We start from the raw sequence: 15,297 nt of genomic DNA, 5'->3' as shown, positions 1-15,297 counted from the left end.
AGGCAACATGGCGACGGTTTTTCTTTCGAACTCGACGGTCATCGAGAATCCCCAGGTCGGCACGATCGTGGGCTTCATCGGCATTACCGGAGAGGGTGCCAGCGAGAACGCCACCTTCAGATTGATCGATCCGGGCAGCGGCCGCTTCGAAATCAAGCCAATGTCCCAGGAAGGCATCCTGAACTGGGTGCTGGTCGTCAGGAACAACGTCAGCGGCGACGGCAGCAGCCTCTTCGATTACGAGAACGATGCCCTCAACCGGTTCACGTTCAAGATTGCCGCAACGGGAGATCTCGGCACCGTCGTCGCGACGACGACCCTCACGGTGTCGGTGACGGACAATACGGCTCCGACCGAGATCATCCTGTCGGACAGTTCCGTGGTCGAGCATGCGCAGACTGGCACCGTGATCGGTTCCCTTTGGGCATTCGATCCCGATGACGACGACACCTTCACCTATACCCTGACGGACGACGCCGGCGGACGCTTCGCTATCAAGGACGGCAATCTTGTCGTAAAGGACGGCTCTCTGCTCGACTACTCGACGGCAAAGTCGCACCATATCGAGGTTGAGGTCAAAGATTCCGACGGGAACACCTACACGACCAAACTGATCGTCGACGTGTCCGATGCGGTCGACATCCGGAACGCCGCGCCAGCGCGCGACGGTTTCCTGGGCACCGCGGGAGCGGACCTGATCACAGGCCTGTCGAGCAACGACACACTCTACGGCTTCGCCGGTGACGACACGCTCAACGGCGGCGCCGGCAAGGACAAGCTCTACGGCGGCGACGGCCACGACGTATTCGTCTTCGATACTCCCTTGAAGAAAGGGCATTTCGATCACATCGCGGATTTCAACTCCGCCGATGATAGCATCCAGATCAGCCTTTCGGCTTTGAAAGCATTCAAGGCGAAGGGGGCCAAGACGAGCGACGGGCTCCCGAAAAATGGCTCTGACGACAAGCGCGGCAAGAAGGACGTCGGCTTCGACAAGATCTTCACGAAAGGCCAGAAGCTTCAAAAGAAGTTCTTCGACGTCGGCACGAAGCTAGGGGACAGCCCCGATGGCTCCAACGATTACGTCTTCTACAACAGGAAGAGCGGCATTGTTTACCTGGATGTGGACGGCTCCGGCAAAGCCAAAGGCATCGAACTTCTGAAGGTGAAGCCGGGCACGATGCTCGGTGCCGACGACTTCCTGTTCATCTGAGACAATCGCCGCGTCGCCCTCGGCCGCTGGCGCCCTGCACATCGCCGGGTCTGCCGAAGCTCTAGTGCTGTCCCCATCGCAGGATCATTACCCATCCGGACTGGCCCGCTGCGGCGAAGCGGGCCGCGCCGGCGCGGTCAGGGTTGGTGGCTGCGGAGGAGGCGCGCAAGAAGGAAACAATCCCATAATTTCCGGTGCCTTTGTGCCATCACCGCGCAAGTCAAACGCAGGGGGAAACGTCGGTCCTGCCCCACTGCATGCATCTACAAAATCAGCGGGTTCAGGGTGTGCATGGCAGTTGACCGCCAGAAGGCCTTTACGCCTGCGTCCGAGCGAGCAGGAGACTAGACCTTTCGGCCGCATTGACACCTTAGAACCAGTCCAGGAAAGTGGCTTCTCGGTGCCCGTTCAAGGTACCCCGAAAGAAGTATCGGACCAGTTCGCGAGCCATTTTACAGGAAATCCATGGCTACCATTGTCATTTCGCCCATTCTGGAAGTGCCGGAGAACCCGCAGGCCGGCCAAGTCATTGCAACACTCACCGTCAACGGCGGCGCATCGGCTGAAACCTTCACGTTCGCTCTCTCCGACGACCTCGACGACCGGTTCGAGATCGTCGGCAGCGAACTGCGCGTGAAGACGCCGGGTCTTTTCGATTACGAGGCGAGCCAGAACGTGTTCATGCTCGCGATCACGGCGACAAGCACGAGCTCCGTCACGCCGACAACGGTGGATCCCGTTTCGGTTTCGGTCAACGTGACCAACGGTGCGGAAATCGTGACCGGCACCAACGGCAACGACAGCAAGCTCTATGGAAGCGCCGAAGCCGATATCATCAACGGCCTGTCCGGCAACGACAGGCTCAAGGGATTTGCCGGCGACGACACCCTCAATGGTGGCGCCGGCAAGGACTTCCTCTTCGGCGGCGACGGCGCGGACACGTTCGTGTTCGATGCCCCTTTCAAGAAGGGCCATTTCGACCAGATTCAGGACTTCAAGTCCGGACAGGACAAGATCCTGTTCGATCTCGATGCCCTGAAGACCTTCAAGGTCAAGGCGTCAAAGAGCGATGTCCTCGACTTGGCCAAGAAGGGCAGGCCCGACAAGAAATCCTCGGTCGGGCTCGACAAGGTCTTCAAGGAAGGCAAGCTGGAGAAGAAGTTCTTCACCGTCGGGACCGCGTCCAAGGACGGAAACGACTATCTCGTCTACAGCAAGAAGAGCGGGACCGTGTATCTCGATGTCGATGGTTCCGGCAGCGCCAAGCCGATCGAGATTCTCAAGCTGAAACCCGGCGCCGCCCTCGCCTTCAGCGACATTCTGTTCATCTGAGACCCGAAAGCGTTCCAAGTCCGGGCTCCGGCGGTCTCCGCCGGAGCTTTTCATGTTGGAGACCCGCATCGAAGAGGCTCCGAAGGCTTGACGAACGAGACAGGGACCCCATCCGTTATGGGGCCCGTTGTCCCCGCGCCATGGCAGACGGTCGCCCGAGCCGGCCCGCCGCAGGAGTCTCACCGTGACAGAGCAGAATCTCCAAGTCCTTCTCGCCTCCCGTCCGACCGGACGCCCTTCGCCCGATCATTTCGAGTTCGTGCGAACGCCTGTCCCGAGCCCCGGCGAGGGACAGGTCCTGCTCAGGATCCGCTATCTCTCCCTCGACCCCTACATGCGGGGCCGGATGAGCGCCGCGAAATCCTATGCCGCCTCGGTGGAAATCGGGCAGGTCATGGAGGGCGGCACCGTGGCCGAGGTGCTGGAGAGCCGGCATCCTGACTACGCCGCGGGTGACTGGGTCCTGTCCTATTCGGGCTGGCAGTCCTACGCCCTGTCCGATGGTGCCGACCTGCGCAAGCTGGATCCGCAGAAGGCGCCCGTCACGACCGCCTTGGGGGTGCTTGGGATGCCGGGGTTCACCGCCTATGCCGGGCTGCTCACCCTCGGGCAGCCCAAGCCGGGCGAGACCGTCGTGGTGGCCGCGGCGAGCGGCCCCGTCGGATCGGCGGTCGGCCAGATCGCGCGTATCAAGGGCGCCCGTGCGGTAGGGATCGCCGGTGGACCGGACAAATGCGCGCTGGTGCGGGATGTCTTCGGCTTCGACGTCGCCCTCGATCACCATTCCCCGACCTTCGCGGAAGATCTGCGCGCCGCCTGCCCTAACGGAATCGACGTTTATTTCGAGAATGTCGGCGGCAGGGTGTGGGAAGCGGTGTTTCCCCTGCTGAACACGTTCGCGCGCATTCCAGTCTGCGGGCTCGTGGCGCAGTACAACAGCACCGGCCCGTTCGAGGGGCCCGACCGTCTGCCGGTCTTGATGCGCGACGTGCTCACCAAGAGCCTGACGATCCGCGGATTCATCCAGCGCGAGTTTCATGCGCAGCGCCCGGACTTTTATCGGGAGATGGCACGATGGGTCGCCGAGGGCCGGATCAAGTATCAGGAGGACATCGTCGATGGTCTCGCCAGCGCGCCCGAGGCCTTCATCGGAATGCTCGAAGGTAGGAATTTCGGCAAGCTGATCGTACAGGTTTCCTGATCCAGCCCGGCTCCCACGTCTCTTCGCACAAGCCGCGCGTTCCAAGGGTGACGAAAGCCTTTCTTAACGCTATAGAGCCAAGGCTCCGAACCCGCGAAGGCGGCTCCATTCCTGTTCTATTGCGTAGGCCCGGCCCATGCCCGTTTCCGTTCTGGACCTCGTCGTCATCGGTATCGTTCTGATCTCGGCCCTCCTTGCTGCCGTGCGCGGCTTCACCCGCGAAGTGCTCGCGATCGTTGCCTGGGTCGTCGCGGCGGCCGCGGCCTGGTACCTGCATCCGACGGCTCTGCCGATCGCGCAGCAATATATCAGCAGCAACACGGTGGCGCTCGTGGCCGCCATCGGGGGCATCTTCGTCGTCACCCTGATCATCGTGTCGATCATTACCGTGCAGGTCTCCGATCTGATCCTCGATTCCCGCATCGGCGCTCTCGACCGGACGCTCGGGCTGTTCTTCGGGGCGGCCCGCGGCTTCCTCATCTGCGTGATCGGATGGGCCTTCCTGGGCTGGCTGCTCCAGGGCAAGGAGCCCGAATGGGCGGCCTCCTCCCGGACCCGGCCGGCCATGGAGAACACCCGCGACAACATCATCGCCATGCTGCCGGAAAACGCCGAAGCCCTGCTCCAGCGCCTGCGCAACAAGGAGGCGCCGACGGAAGCCGAGCCGGCCGAGCCGGATCCGCAGCGACCGGCCACCCCGGCAGCCCCGCCGGCTCCGCCCGCCCCTCAGCGGCGCAGCTAGGGCATCGGATCCGATGCTCCGCTCCGAGGCGGCGCATCGTTGAGCGTCGACCCGGAGGGCCGCGTCGGCGAAAACCGGGTCAAGACCTCACTGACGCGGGTCCGCACGATGCCCTGGCAGGCCGGATCACGTTTCCGCCAGCGTCAGATTGGCCATTGGCGTTTGGCCTGATGCCGACTACATAAGGGCGGCGCCGGTGGGGGCGCGAATCCCAAGGATTTGATCGATGTCTGCTTTGTCAGAGACGTGGCAGGTCACCCCGAAGCAGGTGAACCTCGACCTCGACGGCGATACCCTGCGCGAAGAATGCGGCGTCTTCGGCATCTACGGACACCCAGACGCGGCCGCCATCACGGCGCTCGGCCTCCATGCTCTGCAGCACCGCGGCCAAGAGGCGGCGGGCATCGTGTCCTATGACGGCTCGGTCTTCCATTCCGAGCGCAAGCTCGGCCTCGTGGGCGACAACTTCTCCGACCGGGCGACGATCGAGCGCCTGGAAGGCCTCTCCGCCATCGGCCATACCCGCTACTCGACCACCGGCGAGACGGTCCTGCGCAACGTGCAGCCGCTGTTCGCCGAGCTCGACGGCGGCGGTTTCGCGGTGGCCCATAACGGCAACCTGACCAACGGCCTGACGCTGCGCCGCAATCTCATCCGCGACGGTGCCATCTGCCAGTCCACCACGGACACGGAGGTGATCGTCCACCTCGTGGCCCGCAGCCGCAAGGACCGGGTGGTCGATCGCTTCGTCGAGGCGATCCAGAAGCTCGAGGGGGCCTATGCCCTCGTGGCGCTCACCAACAAGAAGCTGATCGGCGCCCGCGATCCGCTCGGCATCCGCCCGCTGGTGCTGGGCGAGCTCGACGGCCGCTACATCCTGGCTTCCGAGACCTGCGCGCTGGACATCATTGGGGCCCGCTTCATCCGCGACGTCGAGAACGGCGAATGCGTGGTCATCTCGGACGAGGGCCTCGAGTCCTTCCGTTTCGTGCCGGAGCAGCCGTCCCGCCCCGACATCTTCGAGTACATCTATTTCGCCCGTCCCGACTCGGTCGTGAATGGCCGCAGCGTCTACGAGGTCCGCAAGGGCATGGGCCGCGAGCTCGCGCTCGAATCGCCCGCCGATGCCGACGTGGTGATCCCGGTGCCTGATTCCGGCGTGCCGGCCGCTCTGGGCTTCGCCCAGACCTGCGGCCTGCCCTACGAGCTCGGCATCATCCGCAACCATTACGTGGGCCGCACCTTCATCCAGCCGACCCAGTCCGTCCGCGAGCTCGGCGTGCGCATGAAGCACTCGGCCAACCGCTCGGCGATCGCCGGCAAGCGCATCGTGCTCGTCGACGACAGCCTCGTGCGCGGCACGACCTCGGTGAAGATCGTCCGCATGATGCGAGAGGCGGGGGCCAAGGAAGTGCATTTCCGCATCTCGAGCCCGCCGATCACCCATCCCGACTTCTACGGCATCGATACGCCGGAGAAGGAAAAGCTGCTCGCCGCCACCCACGACCTGGAGCAGATGCGCCAGTATATCGGGGCGGATTCGCTGGCCTTCCTGTCCATCGAGGGCGTCTACCGGGCCATGGGCGAGACGGGGCGAAACCCGGCGCAGCCGCAATTCACCGACCATTGCTTCACGGGCGATTACCCGACGCCGCTGACCGACCTCACCGTCGCGACCCCGCGCCGTCTCGCCGTTCTCGCCGAAGCCGACTGAGCAATTCCATGGACAAGCCTCTTCAGGACCGCGTCGCGGTCGTCACCGGCGCCTCGCGCGGCATCGGCCGCGCGGCGGCGCTCGCGCTCGCGGAGGCCGGCGCGCACGTGATCGCGCTGGCCCGAACCCAGGGCGCGCTCGAATCCCTCGACGACGAGATCCGAGCCAAGGGCTCGTCGGCCACCCTCGTGCCGGTCAACCTGAAGGACCTCGACGCCCTCGACCGCCTTGGGGCCGCCATCTACGAGCGCTGGGGCAAGCTCGATATCCTGCTCGGCAATGCGGGCCAGCTCGGCGAACTGGCCCCCATCACCCACATCGACCAGCCGGTCTGGGACGAGGTGATGGCCGTCAACGTGACGGCCAATTACCGCCTGATCCGCTCCCTCGACCCGCTTCTTCGTAAGTCCGACGCCGGCCGCGCGATCTTCATCACCTCCGGGGCCGCTCACAAGCACAACGCCTATTGGGGCGTCTATTCGGTCTCGAAGGCGGCCCTCGAGGCGCTGGTGCGCACCTATGCGGCGGAAACCGCCACGACTCCGGTCAAGGCCATGCTGCTCAATCCGGGCCCGCTGCGCACCGCCATGCGCCGCACGGCCATGCCCGGCGAGGATCCGCTGACCCTGAAGACGCCGGACGATCTCGCTCCTCACATCGTCAAGCTCGCCCTGCCGTCCTGGACCGAGACCGGCAAGATCTACGACTTCACGCAGGACGGGAAGATCATCGAGCCGCAGCCGCCGGCCTGACCCGCCCGAACATTCGCTCGCCGAAACGGTTGAGAGCCGGACGAGGCAAGCCCGACGACCGCATCCTGGCCCCGGCCCGAATGGCCCCGTCTCCACCAAACGGTGGACGCGGCGCACGGTCTTGCCACGTTACCCTCGCTTCTCCTGAATGAGGCGGTGCGCCCACCGGCCCGCACCGGGACGACCATCCGCCTCGACACGACATGGCGAGGCGCGATCATGACGGGCACATCGGCATTTCTCTCCGGAGCGACAGTGGGATTCGTCATCACGGTGCCGATCGGCCCGATGAGCGTGCTCTGTATCCAGCGGGCCCTGATCTACGGAGCCGTGACGGGCTTCGCCACGGGGCTCGGGGCCGCGACGGTCCTGGTGATCTACACGACCTGCGCGATCCTGGGCGTCGGACCGGCGATCTCCCCGGTCCTGGGCGAGAGCCAGGCGTTCCTTTGCGCCGTTTCGGCCTGCCTTCTCTTCTGGTTCAGCGCCCGCGTGCTGCGGCGGACGGTATCGTTGGCGGGATCCATCGCGCAGGACCAGGGGGCCCTCTCGTCCTATTGCAGCGCCGTCGCCTGCGCGCTGCTCAACCCGCTGACGCCGGCTCTCCTTGCGGCGGTCCTGCCGGCCGTCGCGTCGCCCGCGCCTACCGCCGCCTCCACGATGATCGCCGGGGTCTTCGCGGCGTCGGTCACCTGGTGGCTGATCGTGAGCGGCAGCGTCGCGGCCCTGCGCTCGAAACTGAACGTGACGGTCCTCAATTTCATCAACAAGGCGTCGGGCCTGATTCTCGGTGCTCTCGGCGTGCTGATGGCGGCGAATGCCTGGGAGATGAGGATCTAGCTCGGAGGGCCGAACTGATGCGGCCAGGGATGGGCCATGTCGAAGGGGCCGTGGACCGGCTGGGTCAGCTGCATGGTCAACCGGACCAGCTCGGTCTGCCGGGACACGCCCGTCTTGGCGAAGATGTGGTCCAGATGGGTCTTGGCGGTCGACCTGGCGATGCCAAAATGCTGCGCGGTCTCGGCCAGGGTGTGTCCCGCCATGAGGCTTTCCAGAATCCTCACCTCCGCGGCGGTCAGGTTGTAGGCCTTGGCCAGCAGGCCGATGCCGGTCTGCTCGTCGGTGGCGCCGACGAAGATCGCCGCGACCGCGTTGGGCTGAAGCCGCGTCCGCAGATCTCCCGTCACCATGGGGAGCACGTGCGCATAGGCCGGCGGCTCGTCGGCGTCGTTGAGGCGGATCGCGGCATTGCCCTCACCCGAATGCGTTTCGTTGCGGGCAGCATGCAGAATCGCCCTGCGCAGTTCTCGGCTGGCGGCGGACGTGCCTGCCGCCAGGACACGGCGGACGCTGCGGATGGGAGCCCCCTTGCTCATCATCCGCTCGGCGGACCGGTTCGCGTGCAGGATTCCGGCGCGCTCGTCGGTGAGCACGACACCACACCGGAGCGCGTCGAGCGCCTCGGCCATGTGAGCCTGCTCGATGGAGTTCACATCCAGGATATCGCTGATCGTCACGGCTTTGCGCAGGTGAGGCAGAAGCAGGCGACCCAGCTCCAGTTCCCGCGCCGTGATAACTCCCTGCCGGGCGTGGCGCCCCAGACCGATCTCGGCGAACTGCCGCCGCGTGTGCATCAGGAACATGTGCATGATGTCCACGATCCCCTGGGGCTTCAGGCACTCCTCCACATAGGGCGAGGCCTGGATGTAGTCGGGCGAGAGATGGGCCGAGGTCACGAACATCTCGTCGATGGAGGATTGCTGGGCGAGCCACTCGGTGAGCCGGGCATTGATCTCGGGCACATGACGTTCCGATTTCAGGCGCAACAGGGCCGGCTCCCAGCCAGAGGCCTTGTTGATGAGGAAACGGTTGTTGTGAAGATCGTTCAGGGTCAGGGATACGACCGCGCAATCGAAGGTCTCGGCGACATCCGCCAGAGTTCCCTCCCAGCGGCCGGGATCGAGGGCGCAATCGTAGATTGACCCGATCAGCTCCGACAGCCTGCGATGCGCCAGCACCTCGCCCATCGGTGTCCCCTCCCGGGCTGGACCTTTTCCCAAATGGGCGCGTCCCGGCCTCGAAAGCCATCCGTGGACGAAATTATTCCAAGGAAACCCTTGCGTGGCAAGGGTTTCGGCGTATCAGACCTCCGACGAGGCACAAGAAGCGCGCCTCGTTCAATCAAGCGCGCGCCGCATCGGGTCAGTTCCCACCCTAACGGCCGAGCTTATCGCGGGTCGGCCGCAGCGCCCGGCGGGCCGAGACGGGAATCGAACCGACATTCAAATCAACCCCGAATGAACCGGACGCCGGATTGGCCGTTTCCTCCCTGTTCCAACCCGTCTTCACAGATGAAGTGCGATGAGCCGGCTGTCGGAGCAGAATGGAATAATCGCGGTCCCCCCGGCTCAGAGCATCCTGGACGCCATCACGGGGCCCGTGGTGGTGCTCGATCCGACCGGCACCATCATTGCGGTCAACCGGGCGTGGCACCGTTTCGGCGAGGCGAACGGAGCTCCGGCAGCCATAGGGGACGGCGTCAACTATCTCGATATATGCGACCGTGCCGTCGGGGCGGACGGTCCCTGCGCCCGGGCGGCCGCGGCCGGGATCAGGTCCGTGCTCGCCGGGAAGAGCACATTCTCGCTCGAATATCCCTGCCACTCGCCCACCGAGACGCGCTGGTTCAAACTTCAGGCCTCCCGCCTCGTCCACGACGGCGTGGTCTATGCGGTCGTGGCCCATCACGACATCACGGACCGCATTCTGGTCGAGCAGGAACGTCAGGCCCTTCTGGCTCGGGCGCACCGGCATCAGGAGCAGCTGAGATCTCTGGCGGCTGCCTGTGCGCGGATCGCCTCGGAGGAGCTGCCGGCGACAATTTTTCGGGATGCTACGGAGGAGGCGCGGCGGATCATCGGCGCACATTGGGCCTCGACCCATACGATCCCGTACGTTCTCTGGCCCGAGAATCCGATCATCGTTTCGGTCTCGGACAAGTATCGTGCATTCTCGAGCTCCGCGCTCGCGGAGAGCGGCGTCGGCATCTACACGCATGTGGTCCAGACGAAGCGACCTCTGCGCATGAGCGCGGAGGAGCTGTCCCACTATCCGGAACTCCAGGGCGTGCGGAACGCGGAGGCCGATCTCCTCATGACCGAGGGGCTGATCGCCGTGCCCATTCCCGCAGCGTCGGGCGGAATGCTCGGTGTGCTCATGCTGTCGGACAAGGAATACGGCGACTTCACGGCCGATGATGAGGCGATTCTCGTCCAGCTGTCGCAGATCACTTCCGTGGCGGCGGAAAATTCCGTTCGAAAGCGCGCCGAGCGCGAAAGCCGCGAACGCCTCTGGGCCACCCATGAGCATGCGAGCGTGGGCATCGGCGAGACGGACGCGGCCGGGCGCTTTCTGACGGTCAACAAGGGCCTGTCGTCGATTACCGGCTATTCCCGAGACGAACTGCTGGTCATGACCCTCTTCGATCTCGTCCCGTCGGACGGGGTTGAGGCCGAGAAGGCCCTATATGACCGGCAGATCGCAGGCGAGCTGAAGACCTATACGCTGGAGCGGCGCTGCATCCGCAAGGACGGCACGAATGTCTGGCTTCACGTCTCGTCGACGGCCGTCTTCGGCGAGCATGGACAATTTCAGTACAGCGTGCGGGTGATCCAGGACATCGACCAGCGGAAGCGGTTCGAGCAGCGGCAAGCCCTGCTGGTGCGCGAACTTCATCACCGAGTGCGCAATACGCTCGCGGTCGTCGAGGCCCTCGCCAGCGCGACGGCGCGCAGCGCGACGAATGTCAGGCAGTTCAATCACACGTTCTCGTCAAGGATTGCGGCACTCGCCAGGACCCAGTCCCTGCTGACGGAAGATTACTGGCAGACCGCGCTCCTGCGCGACATGCTGCTCTGCGAGCTCCGGCCGTTCGAGGAAAGACGGCATCGGCGCTTCATCCTGGAGGGGCCGGAGGTCAACCTCACGGCTGACCTGGCGATCCCCCTGAGCATGGCACTGCACGAGCTGGCGACCAATGCGGCGCGCTATGGCGCGCTTTCGGTCCGCAAGGGCTGCGTCGCGGTGAGGTGGGACGTCGGAACCACCGACGGTATGCGGGCGCTCCGTCTCACGTGGGTCGAACGGAACGGCCCTCCCGTGGAGCCTCCCGCCCATCACGGTTTCGGCTTCACCCTGCTCGAACGTGTCCTTCAGGCCCAGTGCCGGGCGACGGTGCGGCTCTCCTTCGAACCGGGTGGATTGGAGGTTCACATCGAACTTCCCTTGACGATGAACCGGGCCATCGGGAGGGTCGAGACATCGGGCGTTAACCCTGACCATCGATAGCCAAGGACGGAGCCTACCGGCTCGTTGACTTGGCGGGGTGATGGCTCATCTTACCGAGCGGGAAATTGTCCCGAAGTCCATGGCGGATTGGCGCCTCTCTGTGAGGCCGGTCCATAGGCATGACGCCGCCCCGCCATCCCGGTGAAAGACCGGATGCCTTCTTTCAATCAATCGTATTCCGACAGGCTTTTCGGCGGGGATGTTGCCGCAGCGGATCGCCAGCGAAGGCCCGTTATGCTGACCGTCTATGACTGCATCGTTTCCGACCACGATCTCCGGCTCGTCGCCTTGGCGGCCCTGGTCTGTGCGCTCGCCTCGCTGACGGCGGTCAACCTGCTGCATCACGTGCGCCGCGCCGATCGGGGCAACCGCGCATCCTGGCTCTGCATCGCGGCGGCTTCGACGGGTTTCGGCATCTGGGCGACGCATTTCATCGCGATGCTCGCCTTCTCTCCGTCCGTGCCGACCGCATACAACGTCGTCCTGACCGTGGTTTCGCTGATAGCGGCGGTTCTGCTGACCGGCATCGGATTGGGTGCGGCTCTCCGGCCCGGCCTCGTCGCGGCTCCCTGGATCGGCGGGGCGATCGTCGGCGGGGGCATCGCGGTCATGCACTACACGGGCATGGCGGCCTTCGAGGTCGCGGGTACGATCACATGGAACCATTGGCTGGTGGCGGCGTCGATCGGGCTCGGGGCTGCGATCGGCGCCGCCGCGTTGTCCGTAGCGCTCGACAGCACGGTGCTGCGAGCGAAGCTGTCGGGCGCGCTGCTGCTCACGCTTGCGATCTGCAGCCACCATTTCACCGCCATGGGGGCGGTCGCCATCACGCCGGATCCATCCATCGCTTTGTCATCCTCTTCGATCCATGCGGGGTGGCTGGCGGCCGGGGTGGCGCTCGTCAGCCTCGCCATTCTCCTCATCGCGGTCGTCGCGCTGAGCCTCGATATCCGGGATCGCAGGCGCGCCTCCCTGGAGATCGAGAGAATGCGGGATCTGACCGACGCTGCGGTGGAAGGCCTCGTCGTCTGTGCGGGCGACGTCATCGTGACGGTCAACCAGAGCTTCGCGCGGTTGACCGGCCTGACAGCCGAGCAGATCGCCGGCCGGGACCTATCGGAATGGGTGCCCGATGCCGCCAAGCGCGACACGCTCTTCACGTTCCTCGGCCGCGCCATCGAGACCGAACTGCGGAATGCGGACGGCGCTCTGATGCCCGTCGAACTGATCGCCCGCCAGATCAGCTACAACGGCGCGCCCCACAACGTCGTGGCGTTCCGGGATCTCCGCGACCGTCGGGACGCGGAAGCCCAGATCCGCTATCTTGCCCATCATGATCCCCTCACCGGCCTCGGCAACCGGGCCAGCTTCGACCATCGTCTCGACCGCGAGATCCGCTTCCATCGCAGAGCGCGCCGGCAGCTCGCCCTGCTGTGTCTCGACCTCGACGGCTTCAAGGAGGTGAACGATATCTACGGCCATGCCGCCGGCGACCGCGTGCTTCAGGACATCGCAAAGCACTTCTCATCGGTTCTCGGCGAGGGTCAGATGCTCGCCCGTCTCGGCGGCGACGAATTCGCCATCATCGCTCCCCTCGTGACCGATCCGGCTCAGGTGGGTCAGCTCGCCGACACCCTGCTGAAAAGCCTCGCATGGGAGCAGGACGGCATTCCCGCAGGCCTCGTCTCCGTCAGCATCGGTGTCGCCCTTTATCCGTCGGACGGCAAGGACCGCACGGAGCTCCTCTCCAGTGCCGACGCCGCCCTCTACCGTGCCAAGACCGAGGGCAAGGGAACCTATCGCTTCTTCGAGGCCGCCATGGGGGCCCAGATCCGGGAGCGTCGCAGTATCGAGCATGATCTGCGCGGCGCCATCGCGAACAACGAACTGAGCCTGGCCTACCAGCCGCAGGCCCAGGTCGAGACGGGCGAGGTGAACGGCTTCGAGGTTCTGCTGCGGTGGAACCATCCCGCGCGCGGCAATGTTCCGCCTGCCCTCTTCATTCCGATCGCCGAGGAGAGTGGCTTGATCCTCAAGCTCGGCGAATGGGTGATGCGCGAGGCCTGCCGCGAGGCCGCCACCTGGATGCGTCCCCTGACCATCGCGGTCAACGTCTCGGCCCTTCAGCTGACCAGCGACGGCTTCGTCGAGTTCATCGAGGCGACCCTGGGCGAGACGAAGCTGCCGTCGCATCGCCTCGAAATCGAGATCACAGAGACGGCCCTGGTCCGGGATCCCAACCGGGCGCTCCACTCGCTTCAGCGGCTGAAAGCCATCGGCGTCAACATCGCCATGGACGATTTCGGGACGGGCTATTCGTCGCTTTCGAATCTGCGCGCCTTCCCGTTCGACAAGATCAAGATCGACAGATCGTTCATCCAGGCCGTCCACGCGAACCCACAGGCGGCCGCCATCGTGCGTGCCGTGCTCGGCCTCGGGCGCGGCCTGGGCCTCCCCGTGATCGCCGAAGGCGTCGAGACTGCGGAAGAGCTGCGCTTTCTCGGTCTGGAGGGATGCGCCGAGGCGCAGGGCTACCTGTTCGGCCGGCCGGCGCCTATCAAGGAATTCGTGCCGCTGATCTCCGCGAACGTCGTGACGTTGCCGCAGCCCCACGTCAAAGCGGCCAGGAATTGAGCCTGGCCTACTTCCGCTCCTTGTCGAATGGGTTCTGTCCCATGCGCAGCGAGACGCGGATCGGCGTTCCCGGCAGTTCGAAGGCCTCGCGCAGGCCGTTGACCAGGTATCGGGTGTAGCTCTTCGGCAGGGCGTCGAGCTGGTTGCCGAAGACGGCGAAATGGGGCGGCCGCGATTTCACCTGGGTCATGTAGCGGATCTTGATGCGACGACCCGACACAGCGGGGGGCGGGTTGGCTTCCAGAGCCTCGCCGAGCCACTGGTTGAGCCGCGCGGTCGAAATGCGCGTGTTCCATGTCTGGTAGACCTGGAGGACTGCCTTCATCAACGGATCGATGCCGCTGCCGGCCAGCCCCGAGAGCGGCACCACGGGCGCGCCGCGCACCTGCGGCAGGAGGCGCGTGGCCTTCTCCTTTAAATCCTTCAGGAGACCCTGCTGGTCGGCGACGAGATCCCACTTGTTGAGGCCGATCACGAGGGCGCGGCCCTCCTGCTCCACCAAGTCGACAATGGAGAGGTCCTGTTTCTCGAACGGGATCGTGGCGTCGAGCAGAACGACCACGACCTCAGCGAAGCGAACGGCGCGCAGCGCATCGGCCACGGACAGCTTCTCGAGCTTGTCCTCGACCCGGGCGCGCTTCCTCAGGCCCGCCGTGTCGAACAGCTTGATCGGACGCCCGCGCCATTCCCAGTCCAGGGATATTGAATCGCGGGTGATGCCGGCCTCTGGGCCGGTGAGCAGGCGTTCCTCGCCGACCATCCGGTTGATGAGGGTCGATTTCCCGGCATTCGGCCGGCCCACGATGGCGACCTGGAGCGGCTTGTTAGGGTCGTCCTCCTCCTCGGCGTCGTCCGGGTGGGGGAAGTGAGGCATCAGGGCCTCGAACAGGTCGGCCATGCCTTCGCCGTGCTCGGCGGACAGGGGAACAGGCTCCCCGAGCCCCAGTCCGAACGCCTCGTAAGCGCCCGCCATGCCGCCCGAGCCCTCGGCCTTGTTGGCAATGAGGATCACGGGCTTGCCGGAGCGGCGGACCATTTCGGCGAACGGCCGGTCGGCCGGAAGAATGCCCGCCCGGGCATCGATCACGAAGAGAATGACGTCGGCATCGGCAATGGCCGCCTCGGTCTGCGCACGCATGCGGCCCAGGAGCGATTCCTCGGTGGCCTCTTCGAGGCCCGCCGTGTCGATGATGCGGAACTCCAGATCGCCGAGCTTGGCCTCGCCCTCGCGCCGGTCGCGGGTCACGCCCGGCCGATCGTCCACGAGCGCCAGCTTCTTGCCGACAAGCCGGTTGAAGAGAGTCGATTTGCCGACATTCGGCCGCCCGACAATGGCGACGGTCGCCGTCATGTCCTGTCCTA

General features: G+C 65.1%; 11 protein-coding genes. 9 read left to right on the top strand and 2 right to left on the bottom strand.

The window, feature by feature from the left end:
* Positions 1–7 precede the first annotated feature (7 nt).
* From HPT29_RS12425 to HPT29_RS12395, 7 genes are all read left to right on the top strand, one after another.
* Positions 8–1,213, top strand: coding sequence for a calcium-binding protein (locus tag HPT29_RS12425; RefSeq protein ID WP_173950437.1), 1,206 nt, complete (start codon positions 8–10; stop codon positions 1,211–1,213).
* 465 nt (positions 1,214–1,678) lie between these two features.
* Entirely contained in the window at positions 1,679–2,545 is an 867-nt protein-coding gene (locus HPT29_RS12420; RefSeq protein WP_173950436.1) for a calcium-binding protein, read from the top strand.
* A 184-nt stretch (positions 2,546–2,729) separates the two neighbouring features.
* On the top strand, positions 2,730–3,746 hold the full coding sequence (locus HPT29_RS12415) for an NADPH-dependent curcumin/dihydrocurcumin reductase (RefSeq protein WP_173950435.1): 1,017 nt from the start codon (positions 2,730–2,732) through the stop codon (positions 3,744–3,746).
* 136 nt (positions 3,747–3,882) lie between these two features.
* Positions 3,883–4,488 (top strand): CvpA family protein, encoded by a 606-nt coding sequence (locus tag HPT29_RS12410; protein WP_173950434.1) that lies wholly within the window; start codon positions 3,883–3,885, stop codon positions 4,486–4,488.
* 226 nt (positions 4,489–4,714) lie between these two features.
* Positions 4,715–6,202 (top strand): amidophosphoribosyltransferase, encoded by a 1,488-nt coding sequence (gene purF, locus HPT29_RS12405; protein ID WP_173950433.1) that lies wholly within the window; start codon positions 4,715–4,717, stop codon positions 6,200–6,202.
* Between the two features lie 8 nt (positions 6,203–6,210).
* Complete coding sequence (locus tag HPT29_RS12400) at positions 6,211–6,954, top strand: SDR family NAD(P)-dependent oxidoreductase (RefSeq protein WP_173950432.1); 744 nt, start codon at positions 6,211–6,213, stop codon at positions 6,952–6,954.
* Positions 6,955–7,173: 219 nt separating this feature from the next.
* The gene (locus HPT29_RS12395) at positions 7,174–7,794 is read left to right on the top strand and encodes a LysE family translocator (protein WP_173950431.1); all 621 of its coding nucleotides are present in this window, start codon (positions 7,174–7,176) and stop codon (positions 7,792–7,794) included.
* Here HPT29_RS12395 and HPT29_RS12390 read toward each other — a convergent pair.
* Positions 7,791–8,981, bottom strand: coding sequence for a helix-turn-helix transcriptional regulator (locus tag HPT29_RS12390; protein WP_173950430.1), 1,191 nt, complete (start codon positions 8,979–8,981; stop codon positions 7,791–7,793). The two genes, HPT29_RS12395 and HPT29_RS12390, sit on opposite strands and share 4 nt — an antisense overlap.
* Positions 8,982–9,315: 334 nt before the next feature.
* On the opposite strand from HPT29_RS12390, the gene HPT29_RS12385 reads away from it, so the two are divergent.
* Positions 9,316–11,301: a sensor histidine kinase gene (locus HPT29_RS12385; RefSeq protein WP_173950429.1), complete on the top strand. Its 1,986-nt coding sequence runs from the start codon at positions 9,316–9,318 to the stop codon at positions 11,299–11,301.
* A gap of 234 nt (positions 11,302–11,535) precedes the next feature.
* Positions 11,536–13,935 carry a bifunctional diguanylate cyclase/phosphodiesterase gene (locus HPT29_RS12380; protein ID WP_173950428.1) on the top strand — a complete coding sequence of 800 codons (2,400 nt, stop codon included), beginning with the start codon at positions 11,536–11,538 and terminating at the stop codon, positions 13,933–13,935.
* 7 nt (positions 13,936–13,942) lie between these two features.
* Here the strand turns inward: HPT29_RS12380 and der are convergent, their stop codons facing one another.
* Positions 13,943–15,286 (bottom strand): ribosome biogenesis GTPase Der, encoded by a 1,344-nt coding sequence (gene der, locus HPT29_RS12375; protein ID WP_173950427.1) that lies wholly within the window; start codon positions 15,284–15,286, stop codon positions 13,943–13,945.
* Positions 15,287–15,297 lie beyond the last annotated feature (11 nt).

The organism is Microvirga terrae (genome assembly GCF_013307435.2).
Lineage (GTDB): Bacteria > Pseudomonadota > Alphaproteobacteria > Rhizobiales > Beijerinckiaceae > Microvirga > Microvirga terrae.
The sequence above is the reverse complement of the archived record's forward strand: the minus strand, read 5'-3'. Positions and strand labels throughout refer to the sequence as shown.